At 68.0% G+C, this 25,786-nt stretch carries 18 protein-coding genes and 1 riboswitch; of the genes, 13 read left to right on the forward strand and 5 right to left on the reverse strand.

What is annotated here, in order from left to right; all coding sequences use genetic code 11:
* The 3 genes from C8258_RS12175 (at position 1) to C8258_RS12185 (ending at position 4,152) form a co-directional block, all read left to right on the forward strand.
* The gene (locus C8258_RS12175) at positions 1–774 is read left to right on the forward strand and encodes a 2OG-Fe(II) oxygenase (RefSeq protein WP_106955281.1); all 774 of its coding nucleotides are present in this window, start codon (positions 1–3) and stop codon (positions 772–774) included.
* Positions 761–1,531 carry an SDR family NAD(P)-dependent oxidoreductase gene (locus C8258_RS12180; protein WP_233225035.1) on the forward strand — a complete coding sequence of 257 codons (771 nt, stop codon included), beginning with the start codon at positions 761–763 and terminating at the stop codon, positions 1,529–1,531. Before C8258_RS12175 ends, C8258_RS12180 begins: the two co-directional genes overlap by 14 nt.
* Positions 1,532–1,779: 248 nt before the next feature.
* The gene (locus tag C8258_RS12185) at positions 1,780–4,152 is read left to right on the forward strand and encodes a lysylphosphatidylglycerol synthase transmembrane domain-containing protein (protein WP_106955283.1); all 2,373 of its coding nucleotides are present in this window, start codon (positions 1,780–1,782) and stop codon (positions 4,150–4,152) included.
* 31 nt (positions 4,153–4,183) lie between these two features.
* Here C8258_RS12185 and fadD5 read toward each other — a convergent pair whose 3' ends face one another.
* Complete coding sequence (gene fadD5 / locus C8258_RS12190; RefSeq protein ID WP_106955284.1) at positions 4,184–5,749, reverse strand: fatty-acid--CoA ligase FadD5; 1,566 nt, start codon at positions 5,747–5,749, stop codon at positions 4,184–4,186.
* Positions 5,750–6,165: 416 nt separating this feature from the next.
* Here fadD5 and C8258_RS12195 point away from each other — a divergent pair, with 416 nt between their 5' ends.
* The 4 genes from C8258_RS12195 to C8258_RS12210 all read left to right on the forward strand — a co-directional run bounded on the left by C8258_RS12195 (position 6,166) and on the right by C8258_RS12210 (position 14,505).
* Positions 6,166–7,137: a nitronate monooxygenase family protein gene (locus C8258_RS12195; protein ID WP_106955285.1), complete on the forward strand. Its 972-nt coding sequence runs from the start codon at positions 6,166–6,168 to the stop codon at positions 7,135–7,137.
* 153 nt (positions 7,138–7,290) lie between these two features.
* A complete protein-coding gene (locus C8258_RS12200; RefSeq protein ID WP_233225036.1) occupies positions 7,291–7,536 on the forward strand; it encodes an acyl carrier protein in 246 nt (81 codons plus the stop codon).
* Entirely contained in the window at positions 7,533–12,773 is a 5,241-nt protein-coding gene (locus C8258_RS12205; protein WP_106955286.1) for a type I polyketide synthase, read from the forward strand. The genes C8258_RS12200 and C8258_RS12205 overlap by 4 nt, the downstream gene beginning before the upstream one ends.
* Before the next feature lie 7 nt (positions 12,774–12,780).
* Positions 12,781–14,505 carry a fatty acyl-AMP ligase gene (locus C8258_RS12210; protein WP_106955287.1) on the forward strand — a complete coding sequence of 575 codons (1,725 nt, stop codon included), beginning with the start codon at positions 12,781–12,783 and terminating at the stop codon, positions 14,503–14,505.
* Here the strand turns inward: C8258_RS12210 and C8258_RS12215 are convergent.
* The 3 genes from C8258_RS12215 to C8258_RS12225 form a co-directional block, all read right to left on the reverse strand.
* A complete protein-coding gene (locus C8258_RS12215) occupies positions 14,482–14,868 on the reverse strand; it encodes an RNA-binding S4 domain-containing protein (RefSeq protein ID WP_106955288.1) in 387 nt (128 codons plus the stop codon). The genes C8258_RS12210 and C8258_RS12215 overlap by 24 nt on opposite strands.
* A 60-nt stretch (positions 14,869–14,928) precedes the next feature.
* On the reverse strand, positions 14,929–15,606 hold the full coding sequence (locus tag C8258_RS12220; protein ID WP_063920660.1) for a C40 family peptidase: 678 nt from the start codon (positions 15,604–15,606) through the stop codon (positions 14,929–14,931).
* A gap of 18 nt (positions 15,607–15,624) precedes the next feature.
* Positions 15,625–15,789, reverse strand: a riboswitch (cyclic di-AMP (ydaO/yuaA leader).
* 234 nt (positions 15,790–16,023) lie between these two features.
* Positions 16,024–16,311 carry a hypothetical protein gene (locus C8258_RS12225; protein ID WP_106955289.1) on the reverse strand — a complete coding sequence of 96 codons (288 nt, stop codon included), beginning with the start codon at positions 16,309–16,311 and terminating at the stop codon, positions 16,024–16,026.
* A 161-nt stretch (positions 16,312–16,472) separates the two neighbouring features.
* Here C8258_RS12225 and C8258_RS12230 point away from each other — a divergent pair, with 161 nt between their 5' ends.
* Both C8258_RS12230 and C8258_RS12235 read left to right on the forward strand, forming a co-directional pair.
* Positions 16,473–17,657, forward strand: coding sequence for an ATP-binding protein (locus C8258_RS12230; RefSeq protein WP_039781715.1), 1,185 nt, complete (start codon positions 16,473–16,475; stop codon positions 17,655–17,657).
* Positions 17,658–17,752: 95 nt separating this feature from the next.
* Positions 17,753–19,708: an acyl-CoA dehydrogenase family protein gene (locus C8258_RS12235; protein ID WP_106955290.1), complete on the forward strand. Its 1,956-nt coding sequence runs from the start codon at positions 17,753–17,755 to the stop codon at positions 19,706–19,708.
* A 72-nt stretch (positions 19,709–19,780) separates the two neighbouring features.
* Here the strand turns inward: C8258_RS12235 and C8258_RS12240 are convergent, their stop codons facing one another.
* On the reverse strand, positions 19,781–20,911 hold the full coding sequence (locus C8258_RS12240; RefSeq protein ID WP_106955291.1) for an epoxide hydrolase family protein: 1,131 nt from the start codon (positions 20,909–20,911) through the stop codon (positions 19,781–19,783).
* Positions 20,912–21,159: 248 nt separating this feature from the next.
* Between C8258_RS12240 and C8258_RS12245 the strand changes: the two genes are divergently transcribed.
* The 4 genes from C8258_RS12245 (at position 21,160) to C8258_RS12260 (ending at position 25,786) form a co-directional block, all read left to right on the forward strand.
* A complete protein-coding gene (locus C8258_RS12245; RefSeq protein WP_106955292.1) occupies positions 21,160–22,176 on the forward strand; it encodes an alpha/beta fold hydrolase in 1,017 nt (338 codons plus the stop codon).
* A gap of 180 nt (positions 22,177–22,356) precedes the next feature.
* Positions 22,357–22,647, forward strand: a complete 291-nt coding sequence (locus C8258_RS12250) for a hypothetical protein (RefSeq protein WP_030514117.1) — start codon at positions 22,357–22,359, stop codon at positions 22,645–22,647.
* 307 nt (positions 22,648–22,954) lie between these two features.
* A complete protein-coding gene (locus C8258_RS12255; RefSeq protein WP_039781718.1) occupies positions 22,955–23,785 on the forward strand; it encodes a hypothetical protein in 831 nt (276 codons plus the stop codon).
* Between the two features lie 60 nt (positions 23,786–23,845).
* Positions 23,846–25,786, forward strand: coding sequence for a fumarate reductase/succinate dehydrogenase flavoprotein subunit (locus C8258_RS12260; RefSeq protein WP_106955293.1), 1,941 nt, complete (start codon positions 23,846–23,848; stop codon positions 25,784–25,786).

Consider the following 25,786-nt stretch of genomic DNA (forward strand, 5'->3'; position numbering starts at 1 on the left):
ATGTTGTCCGAGGCGCCGTTGCCGCGCTGGTTCATCGATCTGCTGGCACATCGGCGATGGATTCGCCGCACCCGCCCCTTCCCCCACGTCTACGTTCGTGACGTCTTCGTCGCCGAGTTCTATCAGCGGCTCGCGGCCGAATTCGACCGGGTGCGCACCGAGCGCCCGGATCTGTTCGGTCCGGTCGCCGCGGGATACGGCGCCTCCGGGGCGAGCCTGACCGGGATGCGCAACGGCCCGCTCGAGGTCTTCCTGTCGCGCGCCTGGCACGACCTGATCGAACGGGTCGCGGGCGTCTCGGCCAGCGGCGATGTGGAGGGCTCCCTGCACCATCATCCGCCGGGGAGTCCGCGCGGCTGGCCGCACCACGACCTCACCCCGGCCTGGTTCCCGGGTGCGGAACCGGGTCCGGAGGCGGTCGGTCTGCCGGCGGAGGACATCGATCTGAAGTCCGGCGCCCGGCCCGCGGGGGTGCCGGCCCGCGAGATGGTGCGCGCGGTCGCGGTGCTGTTCTATCTCGGCAACGGCGAATGGCAGCCGGGCGACGGCGGCGAGACGGGACTGTTCGCCGATGTCGGCACCGCGGACCCGGCGCCGACGGTGGTGGTTCCGCCCCTGGACAATTCGATGGTCGTGTTCGAATGCACGCCGCGGTCCTGGCACACCTTCCTCGGTGCGAACATCGCGGCCCGCAACAGTGTGGTGATGTGGTTGCATCGGCCGAAGGAGCAGGCGGCGAGCCGCTGGGGAGGGGATCGCATTGTCAACTGGTGACGCCCGTCGAGTGTGCCTGCTCACCGGGGCGGGTGGGCGTTTGGGCGACGCGTTCTGCCGCGCGTACTACCGGAACTACGACATCGTGGCGGTCTGCCGCAATCGGGTTCCGGCCGCGCCCTCGCAGGAGGAATGGTTCATCGATCCGCTGGAGCCGTGGCAGCCGGTTCCGGAGAACGACTCCCGCATCTTCGTCGTGCGCGCCGATCTGACCCGCGAGGGCGAGGCCGAGCGCGTGGTGGATCTGGCACTGGCGAAGTTCGGCGCGGTCGATCTGCTGGTCAACAATGCGGCGCATCTGGATCTACAGCCGAACGGGCTGGTCGACGGCGACACCGCCTTGAACGCGCTCGCGCCGCAGTTCGCGATGAACGTCGAGGTGCCGCTGCGACTGGCGACGCGGCTCGCGCAACGCTGCTGGTTGCATCGCGGGGACGAGAATCGGGTGCGTAATCGCAATATCGTCAACGTCTCGAGCTTGTCGGGATCCCGGGTCTATTCCGGCGGACAGGCCGTCTACTCCGCGACCAAGGCCGCGCTCGACCATCTGACCAGGCATATCGCCGCGGAATTCGCCGAATTCGGGGTCCGCGCGAATGCCGTCGCCCCCAATTCCTTTCCCGCGCTGGTGCCGACCGAACTGGTCGCGGCCGCGATCGCCGAACTCGATACCGGCACCATGACCGGCGGCGTCTTCAGCGTCGGCGACACCGACGCACCCGAGCCCGTCACGGTCAGTCCGGGACCGCCCGGGTGACGCTGCGCCCTGCCGGTCCGCGAAGACCCGGGCGCTCGCGCGGTGGTCCCGGCGCGAGCGAACGGAGATCCGGACGCGGAGCATCCGCCCGAGTCCGATCGGCTCGTGTGGAGTACGCGGACGCCCACCTGCGCGAACCCGGGGAACGGCGTGTTGCCGACGGGTGCTCGGAGGGCCTCCTGCATACTCACACCCGAGCCGACCCTGGGACCGACGCAGCTCCCTCGATCCGAAAGTTTCGATACGACATGCGAGTAGACGGGCGGGAGATCCCCGTCTCCGGCAGTCTGCTGCAGCCGCGGATCAGGCGGACCAGCGACATCATTCGCGTGGTGCTGTCCGCCCTGCTGGTGGCGGTGGTAGTCGCCGGATCGCTCGTCACCCGGCCGCGCTGGGAGGCCCTGGAGCGATCGGTCTCCGATATCGTCGGCTTCCTCACGCCCGAACAGTCCAACCTGGTCTACCTGCTCTACGGCATCGCGATTCTGGCGTTGCCCTTCGCGATCCTGGTGCGACTGGTCCTCCGGCTGCAGTGGAAACTGCTCAGCGGCTACGTGGCGGCGGGTCTGATCGCGGTGCTGGCGCTGTCGATCACCGAATCCGGGATCTCGGCGCCGCAGTGGCACCTGGCGGTGCCACGTCAGCTCGACACCTTCCTGTCGCAATTTCTCGACGATCCGCGCTGGATCGCGATGCTGGCCGCCGGCTTGACCGTGGCCAGCCCGTGGCTGCCGGTCTCGTGGCGTCGCTTGTGGTGGGCGTTGCTGATCGCGTTCGTACCGCTGCATCTGTTCGTCAGTCTGGTGGTGCCCTCGCGGGCGATGTTCGGGCTGGTCGTGGGCTGGTTCGTCGGCGCGGTGATCGTGCTGGTCGTCGGCACCCCCGCGTTGGAGGTGCCGCTCGAGGCCGCCGTGCGAGTACTGGCCGGACGCGGATACACCGTCACCGGCTTCACCGTGCTGCGCCCGGCCGGTCCGGGACCACTGCTGCTGAGCGCCGACACCGGACCGCATCGCCAGCTGGTCGTGGAGATGTACGGACAGAATCAGCGCAGCTGGGGAATGTTGCGGCAGGTACGGCGCTGGCTGACCTTCCGCAGCAGTGAACGCACCCCCGCCTTCGCCTCGATGCGCCGCGCGGTCGAACACCGCGCACTGATGGGTATAGCGCTCGGCGACCTGGGCCTGGCCAGCAACAAACCGCTGACGGTGGCCGCCCTGAGCCGCGGCTGGACCTTGTACGCGCACACCGCGCCCCGGGGCCGGCAGCTGGCCGCCACCGACAGCGAGGTGGTGCTGACCAACGTCTGGCGGTCGCTGCAGAACATGCATCGGGCCCAGATCACCCACGGCGATCTGCGGGTCGAGGAAATCCGCATCGCCGAGGGACGGGTGCTGTTCGGTGGCTTCATGGCCGCGGAATTCGGCGCCTTCGACTCCCGCTTCTCCGCCGATATCGCGCAGTTGCTGCTCACCACGAGCTCGCTGTTCGGGGCGCAAACCGTGGTGGCGACCGCCATTCACGTGCTGGGGGAACAGGCGGTGCTCGACGCGTCCCGACGGCTCACCAAGAACGGGATCGGCGCGCAGGTCCGCAAATCGGTGCCCGCCGGCGGCGAACTGATGAAAACCATCCGCGCTCAAGTACTTCAGCAGACCGGTAAGGATCGGATCGAGGCCGCGCGGATCACCCGGTACTCGCGCAATCAGATAGTGCAGTTGGTGCTGCTCATCGCGCTGGTGTACGTGGCCTACCCGTTCATCAGCCAGGTGCCGACCTTCTTCACCGAACTGCGCACGGCGAACTGGTGGTGGGCGCTGCTGGGGCTGACGATTTCGGCCGCCACCTACGTGGGCGCGGCGATGGCGCTGTGGGGGTGCGCCGGGACGTCGGTGAATTTCCGCAAGCTGCTCGGCATGCAGGTCGCCAACACCTTCGCCGCGACCACCACACCCGCCGGGGTCGGCGGGCTGGCGCTGAGTGTGCGATTCCTGCAGAAGAGCGGCCTGGGCACGGTGAAGGCGACCGCGGCGGTGGCGCTGAACCAGGCGGTACAGGTGATCACGCACGTGGCGCTGCTGATCATCTTCAGTGTGGCGGCCGGTGTCTCGGCGAACCTGGAACATTTCGTGCCGAGTGCGACCGTGCTGTACCTGCTGGCCGGTGGTCTGCTGGGTGCGGTCGGCGCGGCCATGTTCGTCCCGACGGTGCGGCGCTGGCTGCGCAACGAGGTGCGGCCGCAGCTGGCGGAGGTAGTCGCGGAACTGCGGACGCTGGCACGTGAACCGAAACGGCTGCTGATGATCGTCGGCGGCTGCGCGACCACCACGCTCGGCGCGGCGGGCGCGCTGTGGGCCGCCATCGAAGCCTTCGGTGGCGCAACGACATTCGTGACCGTGACGGTCGTGACGATGATCGGCGGCACGCTGGCCTCGGCCGCGCCCACACCCGGTGGCGTGGGCGCGGTGGAGGCGGCGCTGATCGGCGGTCTGGCCGCCTTCGGTGTGCCCGCCGCGATCGGCGTGCCGGCGGTGCTGCTCTACCGCGTACTGACCTGCTGGTTGCCGGTCTTCTGCGGCTGGCCGCTGATGAACTGGCTCACCAAGCACGACATGATCTGAGCCGCAGGCCGTTTCGGCGCAATGCCGAAGATCAGCCCGCGTAGTCCTTACGCAGTTGCACCTTCACGACCTTGCCGCTGGCGTTGCGCGGCAGCTCCGGCACGATCACCAGATCCTTCGGATGCTTGTATCGCGCGAGGTTGTCGTTGAGGAACGGGGTCAGTTCCTCGAGGGTCAGCGTTTCGCCGTCGAGCAGCGCGACCACGGCCACCGGCACCTCGCCCCACTTCTCGTGGGCCCGGCCGACCACCGCGGCCTCATGGATCTTCGGATGCGCGAACAGCACGTTCTCCACCTCGGCACAGTAGATGTTCTCGCCGCCGGAGATGATCATGTCCTTCTTGCGGTCGACCACCCAGACGAAGCCCTCCTCGTCCTGGCGAACCAGGTCGCCGGAGTGGAACCAGCCGCCGGCGAAGGCTTCCGCGGTCGCCTCGGGCTTGTTCCAGTAGCCCTGCATCATGGTCGGCCCGCGGTAGACGATCTCGCCGATCTCGCCCGGCGCGACGTCGTTCATCTCGTCGTCGACGACGCGGCTCTGGATGGTCGGGATCGGCTTGCCGACCGAGCCGAGTTTGCGCAGCGCGTCCTTACCCTCGAGCACGCAGGTGATCGGCGACATCTCGGTCTGGCCGAAGACGGCGACGTTCTGCGCGTTCGGGAAGCATTCGGCCATCGCCCGCAGCACGGTCTCCGACGCCGGCGCCGCACCCCAGCTCAGTGTCTCCAACGCGAGCTTGCGCTCCTTGACCGTCGGGTCCTCACAGATCAGCTGCCACTGGGCGGGGACACAGAACGCGGTGGTGGCCTGTTCGGCCTCGATGGCGTCGAGGAATTCGGTGGCGTTGAACGCGCCCAGCGGATGCAGGACGGTCGTGGAGCCGAGCATGAACGCCGGGGCGAGAGCGCCCAGTCCGGCGATGTGGAACAGCGGCGAGGTGCAGAAGCCGATGCTGTCGGGGGTCGAGTTCATCGCCCGAATGCAGGTCAGCGCCTGGGCATTCAGGTTGGCGTAGGACAGGATCGCGCCCTTGGGGCTGCCGGTGGTGCCCGAGGTGTACATGATCAACGCCGGAGTGTCCTCCGGAATATCCTGCGGCACATGGGGTTCGCCGGTTTCGGCTAGGAAGTCGTCGTAGCCGATGACACCCTCGCCGGTGGTGCCGCCGATGACGACGCACGTGCGCAGCGTCTCGCTCTGCGCCATCACACCGGTGGCCAGCGGCTGCAGCAGCGAGTCGGTGACGATCGCCGCGGCCCCCGAATCGGCCACGATATAGGCGACCTCGGGCGGGGTGAGCCGGAAGTTCACCGGTACCGCGATCGCGCCCAGCGCGTTGATGCCGAACACGGCCTCCAGGTACTCGGTGTAGTTGAGCGCCAGGATCAGCACCCGGTCGCCGAAGCCGACACCGCGCCGAGCCAGGGCATCGGCGAATTTCAGTGACCGCTCGTGCAGCTGTTTCCAGGTGGTGTCCTGCCCGCGGAACCGGATCGCCACCGCGTCCGGGCGCATCAGCGCATGCGTGGCGATCTGGTTGTTCCAGTGGTTGCGACGCGACCGGATCGGCTCGTCGGTCTGGACACCGGTGGTCATGCAGGAACTCCTCTCGGCCCGTCAGAGTTCGCCACCGGATGGCCCGGCGGCGTCGACGGCTGAACCAACAGCGAGAATAGCAACTAACTTTTTGCCGTGACAAGGGTTACATACGAGAATCCCGGTTCACAGAAGGTTCGCCATACTGCGCCGTCTCATGGCGATAACCTGGGATTTTATCTGAGTGCACGGTGACGTCAGTTCCACGGCCTTCGAGGCCGTCGGAGCAAACTGCCACTCACATCCTGTTGTCTCCGATGCGGTCGTCATGCCAGTATCGACCCATCCGGGCAGGCCCGGCTCGCACGCGGCCAGGCACCCGAGGGGCGGCAGTCTGTGCACACACCGGCATCGAGTCGTGCCGGAGATGCCGGGCGCGCCGCCCCGAGTCGTACCGCGGCCAGGAGGACAACCAGATGTTGCGCACCAGATTCACCGAGATGTTCGGTATCGAACACCCGATCGTGCAGGGCGGCATGATGCACGTCGGCCGCGCCGAACTCGTGGCGGCGGTCGCCAACGCCGGAGGCCTCGGCTTCATCACCGCGCTGACCCAGCCGACCCCCGACGATCTGCGGCGCGAGATCGAGCGCACCCGGCAGCTCACCGACAAGCCGTTCGGCGTCAACGTCACCATCCTGCCGTCGATCAATCCGCCGCCGTACCAGGAATACGTCCAGGCGATCATCGAGTCGGGCGTGAAGATCGTGGAGACCGCCGGCAGCAACCCGGAGCCGTTCCTGCCGTACTACAAGGAAGCCGGAATCAAGGTGCTGCACAAGTGCACCAGCGTCCGGCACGCGCTCAAGGCGCAGAAGATCGGCGTCGACGGCGTGAGCATCGACGGTTTCGAATGCGCCGGACACCCGGGTGAGGACGACGTGCCCGGCCTGATCCTGATCCCGGCCGCCACCAAGGCGCTCGACATCCCGGTCATCGCGTCGGGTGGTTTCGCCGATGCCCGCGGCCTGGTCGCCGCGCTGGCGCTGGGCGCCGACGGCATCAACATGGGCACCCGCTTCCTGTGCACCGAGGAGTCCCCGGTGCATCGGAAGGTCAAGGAGCAGATCGTCGCCCACACCGAGCGTGACACGCAGCTCATCTTCCGCACCATGAACAACACCGCCCGGGTGGCCGCCAACGAGATCAGCCGCAAGGTGGTCGAAATCGAGGCCGCCGGAGGCAAATTCGAGGATGTGCGCGATCTGGTCGCCGGCGCGCGCGGCCGCCGCGTGTTCGACGAGGGCGACCTGGACGCCGGCATCTGGTCGGCCGGACAGGTGCAGGGCCTGATCGACGACATCCCCACCTGCGCCGAACTGATCTCGCGCATCGTGGACGAGGCCGAGGCGCTGATCAACTCGCGGCTGGGCTCACTGGTCGTCTGATTCCGGCATACGGCGCGAGCCGCGACCGCCACGGTCGCGGCTCGTTTCCGTCACTCTCGTCCCTGTGGCCTCAGCTGTCTCGACCTCTTCACCGGGCCCCGACTTGTCGGCATAATCGCTGGGGAACCTGCACTATACGGGGAGGAAGTGGCGGTGGGGCAGCGGGAGCGGATCGACACCATGGCGGACGCGGCAGTCGCGGCGATCGCGCACATGCTGGACGCTGAACCCGAATCCGTTTCGACCACACTGCCTTTCACCGATCTGGGATTGACCTCCGCGCAGCTCGCCCGCCTCACCGGTGTGCTGGAAGACGCGCTGGGCGTGGAAATCTCGCTCACCGACCTCTACGACAACCCGGATATCGAGCGGCTCGTCGACCATCTCGAGGGCCGATGACACCCGCCACGCCACCGATATCGATCATCGGTATCGGCTGCCGAGTGCCGGGAGCGTCCGGCGTGAACGACTTGTGGCGCTTGCTGATCGAGAGCCGCAGCGGTGTCGGCGACCCCCCGCCGGATCGCGACGGCGCGGGCCGGGGCGGCTATCTGGAGTCGATCGCGGAATTCGACAACGAGCGCTTCTCGATCTCCGATCGTGAAGCGGCCCTGATGGATCCACAACAGCGGCTGGCGCTGGAGGTCGCGGTCGAGGCGATCGACGACGCCGGAATCGGCTATCGGCTGGGCGGATCGAATACGGCGGTTCTGCTCGGCGCCTGCGGTTTCGACCACGGAACGGTCGTCCTCGGCAGCGGCGGGCAGGACGCGCCCTACGCGGTGACGGGATCGGCGCTCAGCATCATCGCCAATCGGATCTCCTATGCGCTGGATCTGCACGGACCGAGTGTGGTGCTCGACAGCGCGTGTTCGTCCTCGCTCGCCGCGGTGGACCTCGCGCTGCGGCTGCTGGCCGACGAGGCGGTACCGTACGCCATCGTCGGCGGCGTGAATCTCGCACTGCTGCCACATACTTCGCAGTATCTGGAACAGGGCGGCTTCCTGGCGCCGGACGGGCGGTGCAAACCGTTCGACGCGGCCGCCGACGGATACGTGCGCGGTGACGGTGCGACGGTGCTGGTGCTGCAGCGCACGGCCGACGCTCAGCGTGAGGGCAATCGTCGCTATGCCGAGATCGCCGGTGCCGCAGTGGGTTCGGACGGACGCTCGAACGGTCTGTACGCGCCGAACGGACGCGCGCAACAACAGGTGATCCGGACGGCGTGGGCACGCGCGGGCCTGGACGTGCGCTCCGCCGGGTATTTCGAATGTCACGGCACCGGAACACCGGTCGGCGATGCGGTGGAGATCGAGGCGCTGGCCGCCGTCCTCGACGCGCCGCGCGGTGCGGTGAAACCGTATGTCGGATCGATCAAATCGAATATCGGCCATCTCGAGGCGGCTGCCGGGGTGACCGGGCTGGCCAAGGTGGCGCTGTGCCTGCACCACGGAACCATCGTGCCCACCATCAACTTCCAGCGCGAGAATCCGCTGCTGCGGCTGGCCGAACGCGGCCTGCGGGTGCCGGGCGAAGTGGTCGGCTGGGCCGCGGACTCCGGCGATCGGCGCTGCGCGGGAGTCAGCTCGTTCGGATTCGGCGGAACCAATGCGCATGTGGTCGTGCGGGAGGCGGAGCCGGGACCGGTACCCGAGGTGCGGCCTCCGGTGCTCATCGGACTCACCGGTCGCGACGCGGACGAACTGCGCGAGACCGCGGCCCGGCTGGCGGGCACCGGCGAGCTGTCACTGTCCGGCTTGGCCGCAGCCGGACGCGCACTGCCCCAGCCGATTCGGGCCGCGATCGTCGCGGACGAGGTCGACGATGCCGCCGACGCACTGCGCGCGCTGGCGAGCGGTTCCCGCTCGCCGGCCCTGCTCGGAGTCGGTGGCCGCCGGCGCGGGCGCGTGCTGTTCCTGTTCTCCGGACAGGGCGGCCAGCATCCGCGAATGGGGCGCGAACTGGCGGCCCGGTATCCCGAATTCGTCCACGCGGTGGCCGAAGCGGCGGACGCGGTGGCGGATGCGGGCGGGCCACGAGTGTGGACGCCTCGGCACGGCTTCGCCGACGGCCTCGGCGCCACCGAGACGGTGCAACCGTCGCTGTTCGTCTACCAGGTGGCGCTGGCCCGATTGCTCGCGACATGGGGAATCGAACCGGATGCGGTGGCGGGGCACAGCCTGGGGGAAATCGCGGCCGCCGTGGTCGCGGGAGCGTTGTCCCTCGACGATGCCGCACATCTGGTCACCGTGCGCTCGTGGGCGCTGGGCCGGCTGGCCGGGCAGGGCATGATGGCGATGCTCGAGGCGACACCGGACCAGGCGCGGCGGCTGGTCGAGCCACTGCGTGCGGAGGTCGCCGTCGCGGCGGTGAACGGCCCCCGGACGGTGGTGGTCTCCGGCACCACGCGGTACATGGAGACGCTGCTGCGGCGAGCGCGGCGGCGCCAGTACTACGTGCGGCCGGTGCCGGTGGATTTCGCGGCGCACAGCCCGCAGGTTCGCGCGCTGGCCGGCGAATTCAGTACCGCGCTCCGGGCGCCGCAGCCGCGCGCGCCCAGGGTGCCGGTGTTCTCGACGGCACGGTCGGGCCTGGTCATCGATTCCGCCGCCATGGATACCGAGTACTGGATCGACAACCTCTGCGGCACAGTCGATCTGGACGCCGCCGTCGAATCGGCCATGGGCCGGGGATACACCTCGATCGTGGAGATATCGCCGCATCCGGTGCTGGCGCCGGCCGTACGGGACTATCCCGAACTGGCCGACTCCGTCTTCGCGGCCGCGCACCGCGACGGCGAGGTCGCCGCCCTGCTCCGGACCGTCGGCGCGATGTATGTGCGGGGGCGTCACGTCGACTGGTCGATCCAGGGCCCGGCTGCCGGTCCGGTGATCGAACGGCGGTGGCGGCGAAAAAGTTTCCCACTGCTCACCCGCACCACGACCGACCCCGGACGCGAGCGTCTCGACGATCACGTGGTGGACGGCGTGCCGACCGTGCCCGCCGCGTATTGGATTCGGCGCCTGCTCGATTCGGCACCCGGACCGATTCGGCTGGCCGACTTCGCGGTGCACGAACGCACGGATATCGCCGATCTCGCGGCGGTCGGCTACCGCAGCGGTGCGGATCTGCGCGTACTGCTGGGGCCGGTGTCGCTCGCCTCGGCCCGTACCGACAGCGCCGCCGCACCCGCCGACATCCTCGGCTGGATGCGCACGGTGGACGACCATCGAACCTCCGTTGCGGCAGCGGACGAACTCGATATCGACGAGTTCTACGCATCCCTGCGCCACCGCGGACTCGACTACGGTCCGCGCTTTCGCCCGCTGGCGGCCGTTCGTGCCGGAAACCGTACCGCGGTCGGCGTCTTCGATTCGATTCCGCTGTCCACCGCCGCGCTCGACGGCTGTCTGCAACTGATCGCCGCCGCCGGCCGGGAGGTCTTGCCCGCGGACGGACTCGCGGTGCCGGTGGCGATCGCGTCGGTCTGGCTTTCCGATGCCCACCGCGTGCTGCTGACCGAGGCGCATGCGTTCGTGCGCGAGCACGAGCCGGGCGGCCTCCTGTGCGATGTCATCGCGCTGGACCAGGACGACGCCCCCGCAGTCGCGTTCATCGGTGTGCGGATTGCATTCTCGGGCAAGGGTCTCGTCTCGGAGCGAGCGCCGGGTTTCCGGTCCGGACACACGGTCGCCTCCCGCCCTTCCGGAGACACCGAGTTCGGCGGCGACCGTTCCGGCGCTGCCGCCGGCGACAGCCCCAACACACAGCCGGAGAAAGCTCGCACACCGGTTCCGGATGCGCCGCGCGAATCAGGCAGTGCCGGTGTCGATTTCGAAGGCCTCGCGAGCGCGGGGATGCACCTGCTTCGCGGGCGCACCGCCGTGCGGGGACGAGCCGAGTACGACGCCACGGTGGCCACGGCACCCGAGTGGGCGAACTCCGTACTGCGCGAGGAACAGTGGATCGCCTCGCCGTTCTCCGCCGGAGGTGCGGAGGCGGTGAATCCGGTCATCGAGCGGGTTGCGGTCGTCGGAGAATCGCACCTCGCGAAGTCGATCGCCCGCGCCCTGGACCGGCATATCCCCGCCGAGCGGATCGCCCGCGAGCCCGGCGACGAGTCGACGGCCTTGTCGGCGGCAGCGGGACGATCGGCCCCCACGGCTGTCGTCCTGGTCTGGCCGGATACGGGCCCGAGCGGTACGAGGGCCGACGCCGCACGCAGCGATTCGCTCGTCACCGGCCTCGGGCAAGCCTTGCGCGTCCTGCAGCAGGTGATCGCCGCGGAAACGACGGCGAGCCTCACCGTGGTGCTGCGTCATCCGGCATCCGTCGCACACAACGCCGTGGCCGCACTGGTACGGACCCTGCAGTTGGAATCCGGCCGACCGGTGCGCCTGATCTGGTCCGACGAATCAGGCGCCGATGCCGTACGCGACCTCGTGCTCCGTTCGGGTGGGCCCACGGAAGTGCGTGTCGAAGGTGCGCGAACGCTGGTGCGGCGGTTTCGACGGCTCGGAGGAACCGGCTCCGCGGTTCCGCTCTGCGCCGACGGGACCTACGTGGTCACCGGCGGGCTCGGCGCGCTGGGGGCCGCCGCGGTTCGGTGGCTGCTCGAACAGGGAGCGCGCGATGTCGTCGTCCTGACCCGACGTCCCAGGCCGCTGCCGCCGCTACTCGACGGCGCCGAGGACCGGGTGGTGGTCGTGCGCTGTGATGCCGCCGATCGCGCGGACCTGGCCAACGCCCTCGACGACATCCGGGCATGCGGATCGACGATTCGCGGCCTGGTGCACGCCGCGGGCATGTTGCAGGACGCCCAATTCGACCGGGTGACAAGCGAATCGCTGGCATTGCACTTCGGACCCAAAGTGACCGCGGCCATCTCACTGATCGAACTGACAGCGGACGACCCGGTCGACTTCACGGTCCTGTTCTCCTCCGCCACCGGGCTTTTCGGCGCCCCCGGACAGGCCGCGTACGCCGCGGCGAATGCCGCTCTGGACGCGCTGGCGCTCGGCGCCACCGGCCGATCGGTGACCAGCATCGCGTGGGGCAGCTGGGACGCCGGACTCGCCCGCTCGGCCGGGGGCGCCGCGCATCTGCGAACGGCCGGCATCACGCCCTTCGATGTCGCCCGCGGCATGTCCGTGCTCTCCGCGGTCCTCGGCCGCCCGCAAGCGGTGGTGCTCGCGCTGGATTACACGCCCACCGACGACTCCGGTCCGATCGCAGCCCGGCTGCGCGAGGCGCTGATTCCTGCTGCGCCGCACCATGATTCTTTGTCGCGGTCGGATCGGCAGGTTCCCTCCGCTCGGCTGCCACCGCAGAGGACCGGATCACTGCCAGTCGGTCCGGCACGCGAAGCGGCACCGGCCGATACCGTGACGAACGCGGAGGAGGTTCGACGCATCGTTCGCGCCACCGTCGCCGGCGCGCTCTCGCGCCCGGTCGAATCCGTCGATTCCGACGCCGACTTCGCGACGCTGAATCTCTCCTCGCTCCTGGCGATCGATCTGCGACGCCGTTTGGAGGCCGGGCTGGGAATTCGTATCGCAACGACCGAGCTGTTCGACAACCCCTCCGTCACAGCCTTGTCGGCGGCACTGGCAGCGCGGTTGCCGCGACAGGAGTGAGCATGACATGACCGACCGATTGGCGGCGGCCGTTGCGGCGCGAGCTGCGGAAGCACCGGACGATCCGGCTTTCACCGCCCTGTCTCATCCCGGCGGCCGACAGGTGGCGGTCACCGTGACGACCTCGGAATTGCACCGCGCGGCGGGTGCACTGGCAGCCGCCATCCGTGAACGGACGGCGCCCGGTGATCGCGTCGCGATTCAGTGCGAACACGGCCTGGACTATGTCGTCGCCTTCCTCGGCTGTCTCTACAGCGCACGCACCGCCGTGCCGCTGTTCCCGGACACGGTGCGCCACAACGCCGGCCGGTTGCGAACGATCCTCGGCGATGCCGAGCCGAGGTTGCGGCTCGTCTCGCCCGGTTCGGCGCAGCCGGTGCCCGGCGCCCGAAGTCCGGATGCCGCTCGCCTGCCGCACCGCGAACTCCTCACGGTCGATGCGCACGCTCGCACCGACGATGTCCGAGTGGATACGGTCGGCACGCATCCCGCCTACCTCCAGTACACCTCCGGGTCCACCACTTCGCCTGCGGGAGTGTGTGTTTCCCATGCGAACCTCGCGGCGGCACTGGATCAGCTGCATGGCGCCCTGGCACCGGCTGACGATGGCCCGATGGTGAACTGGCTCCCGTTCTTCCACGATATGGGCCTGGTGTTCGCCCTGGCGCTGCCGCTGTATCTCGGCGTCCATGCGATCACGCTGCCACCGGCCGACTTCGCCAAACGGCCGATCCGATGGCTGCGCGCGTGCAGCGACTATCACGCGGCCACGACGGCGAGCCCGAATTTCGGCCTGTCCCTGGCAGTTTCGGGAACCAGCGCGGAGGAACGCGACGGTCTCGACCTGTCGCCACTGGATCTGCTGCTCAACGGGGCCGAACCGATCCGCGCCACCGCCCTGGGCGCATTCACCCGCACCTTCGCACCGCACGGATTTCGTCATCAGGCCCACACCGCGGGATACGGCTTGGCGGAGGCGACCCTTCCGGTCACCATCTCGCGCCCGGAGGCGGAACCGGTCTGCGTCGAATTCGATCGCGCCGCCCTCAGCTCGGGCCGGGCGATCGTCGCGTCCGCGCGCCATGCGCTCGGCGGCCGGGCGGATGGTCTCGCCCTGGTCGACTGTGGCCGTCCCGCCGGGCAAACCGTGCGCATCGTCGACCCGATCACTCTCACCCCCCGCGACGACGGTGCCGTCGGCGAGATCTGGGTGCAGGGCCCGAATGTCGGCGCGGGATATGCGGGGCTGCGCGAGCGGACGGCCGCCACCTTCGGCGCGGTGCTGCCCGGAGAGCCCGGAACATGGCTGCGCACCGGCGATCTCGGTTTCGTCCACAACGGGGGTTTCTACATCGCGGGACGTTTGCGCGACACCATCGTCATCGACGGCCGCAACCACTTCCCCGCCGATATCGAAGCCACCGCCGCCGACTCGGCCCCCGAACTGCGGCCCGGGCATATCGCGGCGTTCGGGGTCGATACCGGTGAACGCGAGGACCTGGTGATCATCGCGGAAATGACGAGCCCACAGCCCGCCGCGAACAATCTCGGCCGGCGGGTCCGGGCCGCGGTGGCGACGGTGCACGGCATCTCGCCGGCGGCGGTGCTGTTGCTGCCGCGCGGCGCGATTCCGAAAACCTCGAGCGGAAAGCTGCGCCGGGGCGAGTGCCGCGAACTCTATCGGGCAGGGGAGTTCGGCGGCGGCACCTCAGGTCGAATCGCGGCCGAGTAGCCGATCGGTCTCGCGGCGTTCGCGCTTTGTGGGCCGTCCGGCACCGCGGTCGCGCTTGGGCATCGCGGCGACGATGTCGGGTGCGGGCGGGGGAGGGCTCTTGTCGATATAGCACTGCGTGGCAATCGAAGCGCCGACGCGTTTGACGACCAGCCGGACCACGACGACGATACGTTCGACTCCGGCATTACGGACCCGCACCTCATCACCGGACTTGATCTGATGAGCGGGTTTGACGGCCGTGCCGTTGACACGCACGTGTCCGCCGCGGCACGCGGTGGCCGCAGCGGATCGAGTTTTGAACAGCCGGACAGCCCAGATCCAGGAGTCGACCCGAGCTGTAGCTGGTTGTGCCTGTTCCAGTTTCGCTCCTCACAGTAGGCCCGGCGGATCACCGCCGGGCCGTGCTGTCGAGCGGAACGACTAGGCGACGCGGCGTGCGGTGACGATCGAGTCGGGATCCAGATGCGCGTAGCTGACGGTCTCGCCCGACTGCGGCGCCTGGAGAATCTTGCCATCCCCGGCGTACATGGACACGTGGCCGCCACCGTTCTGGATGACCAGGTCGCCCGGCTTCAGGTCCTGGAAGGCGACCGGCTTGCCGACATGCGACTGTTCGAAGCTGGTCCGCGGCAGTTGAATTCCGGCCTGCTTGTACGCCCACTGCACCAGACCGGAGCAGTCGAAGTTCGAAGGACCGGAGGCGCCCCACACGTAGTCGGCGCCGATCTTGCTGCGCGCAGCGTCGAGAGCGACGTCGCCGACGCCGTGCTGCTGCTGCGGCTGGCCGAACATGCTACCCATCGGGTTCTGCGCGGCGTTGGGGATGCTGGGCGCGATCGCCTGCGAGCTCAGCGCCTGCTGAACTCCCTTGATCTGATCCGCGTGATCGGCGAGCACCTGGTTCGCCTGGCTGACCTGCTGGTCGAAATCCGAACCCAGCGGAACGTCGAAGTTGCCGACGCCGGGAACGTTGATCGTGGCCGCCATGGCCGGAATCGCCGGAATCGCACCGGTTGTTGCCGCTACTGCGCCGCAGACCAGCGCACCCTTGACGGAATTCGGCAGCCGAGATTCCCGTTGCAGACTGTGTTTACCCACCGAGCTGAGTCTCCTGTTTCTTCCTTGCCCACGCGCCGACCGGGTTAGCTGACGGGTTCGGACCGGGAAGATTCGGCCCTACCCCATCGACCTTGCGACCGAAGAGGATTCACCCCAGTAACCTGGGTCCCCGGTTCAGCGATCGAGCTGCCCACTCGACTGCTGATTAGGCGGTGACTCAACGGGCCGCCCCTCTAATGAAGCGACATACTCCGCGAAGTCACGAAGAGATTACGACGGCTCGGTGTTGTTGTCCACCCCACACGACGGCGTGTCTGCCCGCGTGTCGCCAAATCGCCAGGACCACCCCCGATTACAGCCCGGCGAATCGATCTGCTATGGAGATCACGACACGGTATCCACGGCCCTGTGCTCGTTATCGAAACGAGTCGCCCGAGCGTTACACCGGCGGCGGATTCACTCGGCCTCTCCGCGCGGACAGACCGCGCGCTCCAGTTCGGCGATGCGACCACGCGCGTCCGCCAGTTCGGTTTCCAGCCGGCCCAGGGCTATCACGAGGGGACCGACCGCGAGATCGGCCACCAGTTGCGGATCGTCGTACCCCTGCGCGATCGCGTGCAGGATGTTGTCGCGAATCTGCCGCGCCACGCTCGCTCCGGCGGGCACGTCCCAGGATCCGACGACCTCGGCCACCGTGGGGTTCGGCCGATCGCCGGACTGCTGATCTTCCGAATCGGTGGACATGACCCCTCCTGCGGACATTTCGGACCTCGATCGGCCCCCAGCGTAGAGCGCACCGCGCCCGGCCACCCCGCGCGGCGGCTGCCATTCGATCGGATAGCGCAATCTAGGACATCCCGTATATATCCCGAGATTTCGATGCGAACGCGCTACGGTGTCGGGGCATGGACCCCGTGCGGAATCCGTATGCCCCGGGCGCCGGCCAGCGCCCGCCCGAACTCGCCGGGCGCGACAAACAGCTCGACGCGTTCGACATCGTGCTCGAACGCATCTCGCGCGGACGTCCCGAACGCAGTGTGATGCTCACCGGCCTGCGCGGCGTGGGAAAGACGGTGCTGCTCAATCAACTTCGGTCCACGGCCCGCTCGCGCGGGTGGGGAACCGGCAAACTGGAGGCACGCCCGGATCAGGAATTGCGGCGGCCGCTGGCCTCGGCGCTGCATATGGCGGTACGCCAGATCGCGGTCGCCCACCGCAATCCCGAGATGGTCGACGATTTCCTGGGCATCCTCAAGGCCTTCGCCCTGCGCGCGACCGCCGACAAGGGAATGCGCGAACGCTGGCAGCCCGGAATCGACGTCCCGGCCGTCACCGGACGCGCGGACTCCGGTGACATCGAGATCGATCTGGTGGAGTTGCTCCTCGAGGCGGCTCAGCTGGCCCGCGATATCGGCGTCGGCATCGCCGTGTTCATCGACGAGATGCAGGATCTGGGACCGGCCGACATCTCCGCCATCTGCGGCGCCTGCCATGAACTGAGCCAGGAGACAGCGCCGTTGATCGTGGTGGGCGCGGGCCTGCCACATCTGCCGGCCGTGCTCTCGGCCTCCAAGAGCTACTCCGAGCGACTTTTCGGCTACCACCGCATCGACCGGCTCGATCGCGATTCCGCGGATCGCGCGCTGATCGCGCCCGCCGAGCGCGAGGCGGTGGAGTTCACCGAGGAGGCGCTGAAAGCCTTGTACGACAAGGCAGATGGCTACCCCTATTTCGTCCAGGCCTACGGTAAGGCCACCTGGGATGTGGCCGCCCGCAGCCCGATCGGCGCCGAGGATGTGGAACTGGCGGCCCCGGCGGCCGAGGAGGAACTGGCGGTCGGCTTCTTCGGCTCCCGCTACGAGCGGGCAACTCCCGCCGAGCGCGAGTACATGCGGGCGATGGCCGATCTGGCCGGCGACGACGGGCCGGTACCGACCGCGGCGGTCGCCAAGGAACTGGGCCGCAAACCCGCATCCTTGTCTCCGGCCCGGGACGGGCTCATCAAGAAGGGGCTGATCTATTCGGCCGAGCGGGGCACCATCGGCTTCACGGTGCCACATTTCGGGCGATATCTGCGCGGCGTCCAGTAATTCTTCGCCTTCCGATTTCGCCATAGGCCTACCGGCGAGTAACTAACTCTCCTACACTCAAATGTGATCCTGGTCACGTTTCGAGGGAGGATCCCATGGCGACAGCCGCGAAAGTTCACGCCACCGAAGAACAGGCCCGCGCACTGGTCGAGGAATCGCGCGAAAGCACCTGGGCCAAACCGTCGTTCGCCAAGCAGATGTTCCTCGGCCGGTTCCGGCTCGACCTGATTCATCCATATCCGCAACCGGCTCCCGACGACGCCGCGCGGACCGAGGCCTATCTGGAACGCCTGCGGGCCTTCTGCGAGACGCTGGACGGGTCGGTCATCGAGGCCGAATCGAAGATCCCCGACGACTATGTCCGGGGCCTGGCCGAACTCGGCTGCTTCGGGCTCAAGATCCCGCCGGAATACGGTGGGCAGGGCCTGTCGCAGGTCGGCTACAACCGGGCGCTGATGATGGTCGGCTCGGTGCACGCGAGTTTGGGCGTGCTGCTGTCGGCACATCAGTCGATCGGCGTACCGGAACCGCTGAAGCTGGCCGGCACCGAGGAACAGAAGCGCGAATTCCTGCCCCGGTGCGCGCGGGGCGCGGTCAGCGCCTTCCTGCTGACCGAACCGGACGTCGGATCGGACCCGGCCCGGATGGCGAGTACCGCGACCCCGACCGCCGACGGCGAGGCCTACGAACTCGACGGCGTGAAGTTGTGGACGACCAACGGTGTGGTCGCCGAACTGCTGGTGGTGATGGCGCGGGTGCCCAAGGGGCCCGGCCATCGCGGCGGGATATCCGCCTTCGTGGTGGAGGCCGACACCCCCGGCATCACCGTCGAGCGCCGTAACGCCTTCATGGGTTTGCACGGGATCGAGAACGGCGTCACCCGCATGCACAAGGTTCGGGTGCCGGCGCGCAATCTGATCGGACGCGAGGGCGACGGCCTGAAGATCGCGCTGACCACGCTCAACGCGGGACGGCTGGCCATCCCCGCACTGTGCACCGCGGCGGCGAAGTGGTCGCTGAAGATCAGCCGCGGCTGGTCGGCGGCGCGCGTGCAGTGGGGCCGCCCGGTCGGTGAACACGCGGCGGTCGCGTCGAAGATATCCTTCGTCGCCGCAACCGCTTTCGCGCTGGAGGCGGTCCTCGAACTGTCCGGGACCATGTGCGACGAGGCGCGCAACGACATCCGCATCGAAGCCGCACTGGCCAAACTGTGGGCCTCCGAGATGAGCTGTCGCATCGCCGACGAACTGGTCCAGATTCGCGGCGGACGCGGTTACGAGACCGCCGCCTCCCTGCGCCATCGGGGCGAGCGCGCGGTACCGGCCGAACAACTGGTGCGCGATCTGCGGATCAATCGGATCTTCGAAGGTTCCAGCGAGATCATGCGGCTGCTGATCGCCCGGGAGATGGCCGATGCGCATATGGCCGCCGCGGGCGCGCTCGTGGATCGCCATGCGGCACTGAAGGACAAGGCCACCGCCGCGGTCGGGGCGAGCGGCTTCTACGCGAAATGGTTCCCGCAGTTGGCGGTCGGCCGTGGCACGCTCCCCGCCGGCTACACCGAATTCGGGCCGCTGGCAACGCATCTGCGCTTCGTCGAGCGGATGTCGCGCAAGCAGGCGCGCGAACTGATGTACGCGATGGCGCGCTGGCAGGCGAAACTCGAATACCGGCAGGGGTTCCTGGGCCGCCTCGTCGATATCGGCGCGGAACTGTTCGCCATGTCGGCGGCGTGCGTCCGAGCCCAGGCCATGCGCGCCGAGAACAGCCGGGACGCGGCCGCGGCGACGGAACTGGCCGACACCTTCTGCCGCCAGTCCCGGTTGCGGGTCGAGGCCGCCTTCGACGCACTGTGGGACAACACCGACGACGCCGACACCGCGCTGACCCGGCAGGTGCTCGAGGGCCGCTACGAATGGCTGGAGTCGGGTGTGCTCGATCCGAGCGAGGGCACCGGCCCGTGGATCGCGGAGTGGGAATTCGGCCCGTCCACCGAGCACAATCTGCTCACCCCGTTCCTGCCATCCACGCGCACGGCCGCCGACGTGTAGCGATCCATCGGGAAATCTAGGGCTGTCTAGTTTCAGGGATCGAGAGCCTCAGATTTCCCGATGGCACGTCACTCAGGCGAGATCGCTGAAGAATCTGCGCAGGTCGGCCGCATATGCCCCCGGCTGATCCATCGCGATGAAATGGTGTCCCGCCGGATTACCCTCCGGCCAGTGCACGATCTTCGCGGTGCGCTCGGCGAGCCGGCGGATGCCCGGTGCGCCGCTGTACACCCCGGTCGGGACCCGCGCCGAACCGGTCGGCCAGGCGAAGCCGGTGCTGTCGTAGTACGACCACGCCGACGTCCCGAAGCTCTGGGTGAACCAGTAGATGCCGACGGTGGTCAGCAGCGCGTCGCGGTCGATCGCCGTATCGAGCGCGCCGGCGGCGCTGAAGTCGGTGTACTTCTGCACCATCCAGGCCAGCGCGGCGGCGGGTGAATCGTTCCACCCGATCGAGAAGGTCTGCGGCGCCGCACGCAGCAGCCCGTGATGATCCACGCCGTTGACCCAGTCCGCCGACATCATCGCCTCGTAGCCGGCTCGTTCGGCATCGGTCAGGACCGGCACATCGGCCTCGGTGGGGAAGCCGAGACCGGCGGTGATGTAGAGCCCCGCCACCCGGTCGGGCGCCGCCTCGGCCATCGCGGTGCCCACGTAGGTGCCCAGGTCGCCGCCCTGTACGCCGTACCGCTCGTAGCCGAGCCGGGCCATCAGTTCCACCCACATCCGGCCGACACGGTCTGTGCTCCAGCCGGTTTCGGCAGGCGCGGCCGAGAAACCGTATCCCGGCACCGACGGTACGACCACATGGAAGGCCCGCGCGGGATCGCCACCGTGCGCCCGGGGGTCGACGAGAAGGTCGATGAGGCCGGCGAATTCGGCGAAGGTGTTGGGCCAGCCGTGGTTGAGAACCAGCGGCAGCGCCTCCGGCTCCGGCGAGCGCACGTGCAGAAAGTGCACATCGACACCGTCGATGCCGGTGCGGTACTGCGGGAAGCGATTGAGCCGGGCTTCCTGTGCCCGCCAGTCGTATTCGGTGCGCCAGTAGTCGGCCAGTTCGCGGAGCCGAGTCACCGGGACACCCCGGCTGCCCTCCGCGCCGGGCAATTGCGGCGCCCAGCGCGTCCGCTCGAGCCGATCGTGCAGATCGTCGATATCGGACTGCGGAATGTCTATGCGGAAGCTGCGGATCTCTGCGCTCATGCACATCACGCTAGGGGCGATATAGGCCAGTTTCGGTCCTAGTACCGGGAGCCGAGTCGAGTTCTTTCTAGGGCTTTCTACGAACCTCAGTAGAGATGGAAATATTCTGACGATTCCCCTCGCGCCGGATCGTCGGCGAACGAGCGGCAGCAGTTGTACAACTTCTGCATAACACCAGGTTATGACCGTTAACGCGGCGGCAATCAAATCCGACATCCGGGCAGGTACGGACTCTGCAGGAGGACGTCATGTCCACGACGATCGCCACCCGCGTCACCGTCTGCGCCGACGACGGCACCCCCTTGGCCGCCTGGACCTTCGGTCCGCCCACGGCCTCGGTGACCGTGGTGTTCGTCCACGGTCACTGCCTGCGGACCGAATCCTGGTGGTTCCTGCGAGATCAGCTGTTGCGGCAATGGGGCTCCGGCACCCGGATGGTGTTCTACGACCACCGCGGTCACGGCGATTCCGCCGGCGCCGATCCGATGACCTACACCATCGACCAGCTGGGCCACGATCTCGACGCGGTCCTGCGGGCGGTCGCGCCGACGGGCCCGGTCGTGCTGGTCGGCCATTCCATGGGCGCGATGGTGGTGCTGGCCTACGCCCGCCTGTTCCCGGCCACGATCGGCACCCGGGTGGTCGGCGTCGGGCTGATCGCCGGGGCGGCCGCCGGCATCACGGCGGTGGGGCTGGGCCGATTGCTGAACCGGCACACCGTGACCTCCCTGCGGGTCGCGGTCCAGCGGGCGCCGCGGGCGCTGCAGGTGTCGAAGCGATTGGGGCGCCGCGTTTTCGAGCCGATGGTGCGGGAGGCGAGTTTCGGCTCGCGGCGGGTGAATCCGCGCATGGCCGCACTCGCCACCGCGATGCTCAACGACACCCCGCTGCCGACCATGGCCTACTTCCTGGATTCACTCATCCGCTTCGACGAGACGCCCACCCTGCGCCTGCTGTCGGATCTCCCGGCCCTGGTTCTCGGCGGATCGGCCGACCTCATGATTCCGTTCGCGCATTCGGTGGTCCTTGCCGCACAACTCGGCGGCGCCGAACTGGTCCGGCTCGACGGCGCCGGACACAGCGTGATCCTGGAGCGCGCCGAGGAGGTGGCGGTGGCCGTCGCGGCACTCGTGGACCGCGCGACCGGAACGCCGGCCGTCACCCTCGAAGGTCGTGGAGCCGAGACCGCCGCGCTTCCGGTTCTCGCCACGCTCGTCGGGATGGAGTCCCCGTCGGTCGCGGCGACCCTGCCGGCCGCCGGATGAGGTTCGCGCACCGCGCCGGGCACGCAGGTGGCGAGAACTTTTTCCATCTGCGACGAGCCAGAACGCGAATGATCACGTAATGTGTTGTAGATCACGATGTGCGGTCCGTCACAGGTTTGATCTTGCCCTGCAGGGCGGGATCCGATCCGGTGATCGGCCCGGAAGCACCAGGAGGTTTCGATGACACGCAGTGAGATCGCCGAACTGCGCTTCGCGGTCGGACAGCTCCGGCAATGCGTCGGCGCGTTGCGCACCCACTACGGAGATGCCAACTCGGTCCGCCGGCTGGAGAACGATCTCGAACGACTCACCATCGACGCCGAGGAGTTCGAGCACACCCCGCCGCCCGAGGTGGACAGCCGCCGGCAGCAGGAGGTCATCTACGTGCCGGACAGCAAGTCCGACGAGGCGGCGTGGATGGGCGCACAGGACGAGGGCCTCGGCTTCCATTCGAGGCCGCGCACCAAGTAACCCGACGTTCACCAGCAGCACGGGTCGTCGCGGCGGCCATCCATTCCGCCGTGACGGCGCTGCGGCCCGTCGGTTCCCCACCCCGCCGTATTCGCGAAGAAGGTCCGAAGTAGCTCGTCATTCACTCGTTGCACCGCCGCCGTCGAGCGCTCAGAAAATGTGGCGCAAATCATAGGACGGAGCGGCGATAGATCTTGTCTGGACCGGCCTCGAGTCATAGCCCGGTTGTCGTATGGTGCTCAGCATCACATTCGACGCCGGAGGTAACGATGACGTTCCACGGGGTAGACCAGCGAGGCAGCTTGCAGTGAGCGCAGCACCGACACGCGCCCCCGAGGCGGGCACGGGAGTTTTCAGCAAAGGCCGCGCGGCCATTTCCACACGCACTCTGCGTACCGACCGATGGTGGGTCCCCCCACTGCTCACGGTGCTCGGACTGGCCGCATTCATCATCTACGCAACCGTGAGAGCCTTTGTGCGAACGGCATATTGGGTCTCCGACTACCACTATCTGACGCCGTTCTACTCACCCTGCGTGAGTACCTCGTGCGTCGAGGGTTCGAGCCACTTCGGGCACTGGGTCGGCAACCTGCCGATGTGGATTCCGCTCGGTTTCCTGGTGCTGCCGTTCCTACTGCTGTTCCGGTTGACCTGTTACTACTACCGCAAGGCCTACTACCGCGCGGTGTGGTTCTCGCCGCCGGCCTGCGCGGTCGCCGAACCGCACGGCAAATACACCGGTGAGACGCGGCTTCCGCTGATCATCCAGAACGTGCACCGCTACTTCTTCTATGTCGCGGTCGTCGTGTCGGTGGTCAACACCTACGACGCGGTCATGGCGTTCCACGGCAAGGACGGCGGCTTCGGCTTCGGCCTGGGCAACATCGTCCTGGTGGTGAATGTCGTTCTGCTGTGGGCATATACGATCTCGTGCCACTCCTGCCGGCATATCACCGGCGGACGTCTCAAACACTTCTCCGCCCATCCGGTGCGCTACTGGATGTGGACGCAGGTGTCGAAGTTGAACACGCGGCACATGCAACTGGCATGGACCACGCTGGCCACCCTGGCGATCACCGACTTCTACATCATGCTGGTCGCCAGCGGGACCATCTCCGATCCGCGTTTCATCGGTTGATTCCGGCGACAGACAACGCCATAGAGCCCCATTCCTCAGTGTCCCAGGAGTATTCGTTTCATGCCTGAAGTCGAACGGCACAAGTACGACGTCGTCGTGATCGGTGCCGGTGGCGCCGGCCTGCGTGCGGTGATCGAAGCGCGCGAACACGGCCTCTCGGTGGCGGTGGTGTGTAAATCGTTGTTCGGCAAGGCCCATACGGTCATGGCCGAAGGCGGATGCGCCGCCTCGATGGGCAATGCCAACGAGAAGGACAACTGGCAGACGCATTTCCGCGACACCATGCGCGGCGGAAAATTCCTCAACAACTGGCGCATGGCCGAACTGCACGCCCAGGAAGCACCCGACCGGGTGTGGGAGCTGGAGACCTACGGGGCGCTGTTCGACCGGACGCCCGACGGGCGGATCAGCCAGCGCAACTTCGGCGGGCACACCTACCCCCGCCTCGCCCATGTCGGCGACCGCACCGGCCTCGAGATCATCCGCACCATGCAGCAGAAGATCGTCTCGCTGCAACAGGAGGATTACGCCGCGACCGGCGACTACGAGGCCCGGATCAAGGTGTTCGCCGAATGCACGATCACCGATCTGCTCAAGGATGGCGACGCCATCTCCGGTGCGTTCGGGTACTGGCGGGAGTCGGGTCGGTTCGTCCTGTTCGAGACCCCGGCGGTCGTGCTGGCCACCGGCGGGGTGGGCAAGTCCTACAAGGTCACCTCGAACTCGTGGGAGTACACCGGCGACGGTCACGCCCTCGCGTTGCGCGCCGGCGCATCGCTGATCAACATGGAATTCCTGCAGTTCCATCCGACCGGCATGGTCTGGCCGCCGAGTGTGAAGGGCATTCTGGTCACCGAGGGTGTGCGCGGTGACGGTGGCGTGCTCAAGAACACCGAGGGCAAGCGCTTCATGTTCGAGTACATCCCGGCGGTGTTCAAGGGCCAGTACGCCGAGACCGAAGACGAGGCCGATCAGTGGTTGCGCGACAACGACTCCGCGCGCCGCACCCCGGACCTGCTGCCGCGCGACGAGGTGGCCCGCGCGATCAACGAAGAGGTCAAGGCCGGGCGCGGCACCGAGCACGGCGGGGTGTACCTCGACATCGCGTCCCGGCTGCCGGCCGCCGAGATCATGCGGCGGCTGCCGTCGATGCATCACCAGTTCAAGGAGCTGGCCGATGTCGACATCACCAAGGAGCCGATGGAGGTCGGGCCGACCTGTCACTACGTGATGGGCGGTATCGAGGTCGATCCCGACACCGGCGCGGCCACCGTGCCCGGATTGTTCGCCGCCGGTGAATGTTCCGGCGGTATGCACGGATCCAACCGGCTCGGCGGCAACTCGCTGTCGGACCTGCTGGTCTTCGGGCGACGCGCCGGGCTGGGCGCGGCCGCCTACGTCGAACAGCTGGCTCAGCGCCCGGCCGTTGCCGACGCCGATATCGACGCGGCCGCGAAATCCGCACTGGCACCCTTCGATCCGCCGGCCACGGGGACCGGGGAAAATCCGTACACCCTGCACACGGATCTGCAGCAGACGATGAACGACCTGGTCGGCATCATCCGCAAGGAGCACGAACTCGAACAGGCCATCGGGCGCCTGGCCGAGTTGCGTGAGCGCTACGACAGTGTGACCGTCGAGGGCCACCGGCAATTCAACCCCGGCTGGCATCTCGCACTCGACCTGCGAAACATGTTGCTGGTCAGCGAATGTGTCGCGCAGGCGGCGCTGCTGCGCACCGAGAGCCGCGGCGGTCACACCCGCGACGACCATCCGCAGATGGATGCGCAGTGGCGCAATCGGTTGCTGGTGTGCCGGACCGATCCGGACGGTGTCGGCCAGACCGTGCCGCCGGTGACGGTCACCTCGGAGGATCAGAAGCCGATGCGGCCGGATCTGCTCGCCCTGTTCGAGTTGAGCGAGCTGGAGAAGTATTACACCCCGGCAGAGACCGCCGCTCATCCCGCGGCCGCCGAATCATCCGCGAAAGGGGATGAGTAG

This window comes from Nocardia sp. MDA0666 (assembly GCF_003023875.1).
Taxonomy (GTDB): Bacteria; Actinomycetota; Actinomycetes; order Mycobacteriales; family Mycobacteriaceae; genus Nocardia; species Nocardia aobensis.

What these genes read in the sequence shown, in the direction of transcription:
- C8258_RS12230 (WP_039781715.1), top strand. Translation starts at nt 16,473, where the DNA reads ATGGACCCCGTGCGGAATCCGTATGCCCCGGGCGCCGGCCAGCGCCCG.
- C8258_RS12185 (WP_106955283.1), top strand. Translation starts at nt 1,780, where the DNA reads ATGCGAGTAGACGGGCGGGAGATCCCCGTCTCCGGCAGTCTGCTGCAG.
- C8258_RS12235 (WP_106955290.1), top strand. Translation starts at nt 17,753, where the DNA reads ATGGCGACAGCCGCGAAAGTTCACGCCACCGAAGAACAGGCCCGCGCA.
- C8258_RS12175 (WP_106955281.1), top strand. Translation starts at nt 1, where the DNA reads ATGTTGTCCGAGGCGCCGTTGCCGCGCTGGTTCATCGATCTGCTGGCA.
- fadD5 (WP_106955284.1), bottom strand. Translation starts at nt 5,749, where the DNA reads ATGACCACCGGTGTCCAGACCGACGAGCCGATCCGGTCGCGTCGCAAC.
- C8258_RS12225 (WP_106955289.1), bottom strand. Translation starts at nt 16,311, where the DNA reads ATGTCCACCGATTCGGAAGATCAGCAGTCCGGCGATCGGCCGAACCCC.
- C8258_RS12205 (WP_106955286.1), top strand. Translation starts at nt 7,533, where the DNA reads ATGACACCCGCCACGCCACCGATATCGATCATCGGTATCGGCTGCCGA.
- C8258_RS12245 (WP_106955292.1), top strand. Translation starts at nt 21,160, where the DNA reads ATGTCCACGACGATCGCCACCCGCGTCACCGTCTGCGCCGACGACGGC.
- C8258_RS12240 (WP_106955291.1), bottom strand. Translation starts at nt 20,911, where the DNA reads ATGAGCGCAGAGATCCGCAGCTTCCGCATAGACATTCCGCAGTCCGAT.
- C8258_RS12210 (WP_106955287.1), top strand. Translation starts at nt 12,781, where the DNA reads ATGACCGACCGATTGGCGGCGGCCGTTGCGGCGCGAGCTGCGGAAGCA.
- C8258_RS12250 (WP_030514117.1), top strand. Translation starts at nt 22,357, where the DNA reads ATGACACGCAGTGAGATCGCCGAACTGCGCTTCGCGGTCGGACAGCTC.
- C8258_RS12195 (WP_106955285.1), top strand. Translation starts at nt 6,166, where the DNA reads ATGTTGCGCACCAGATTCACCGAGATGTTCGGTATCGAACACCCGATC.
- C8258_RS12260 (WP_106955293.1), top strand. Translation starts at nt 23,846, where the DNA reads ATGCCTGAAGTCGAACGGCACAAGTACGACGTCGTCGTGATCGGTGCC.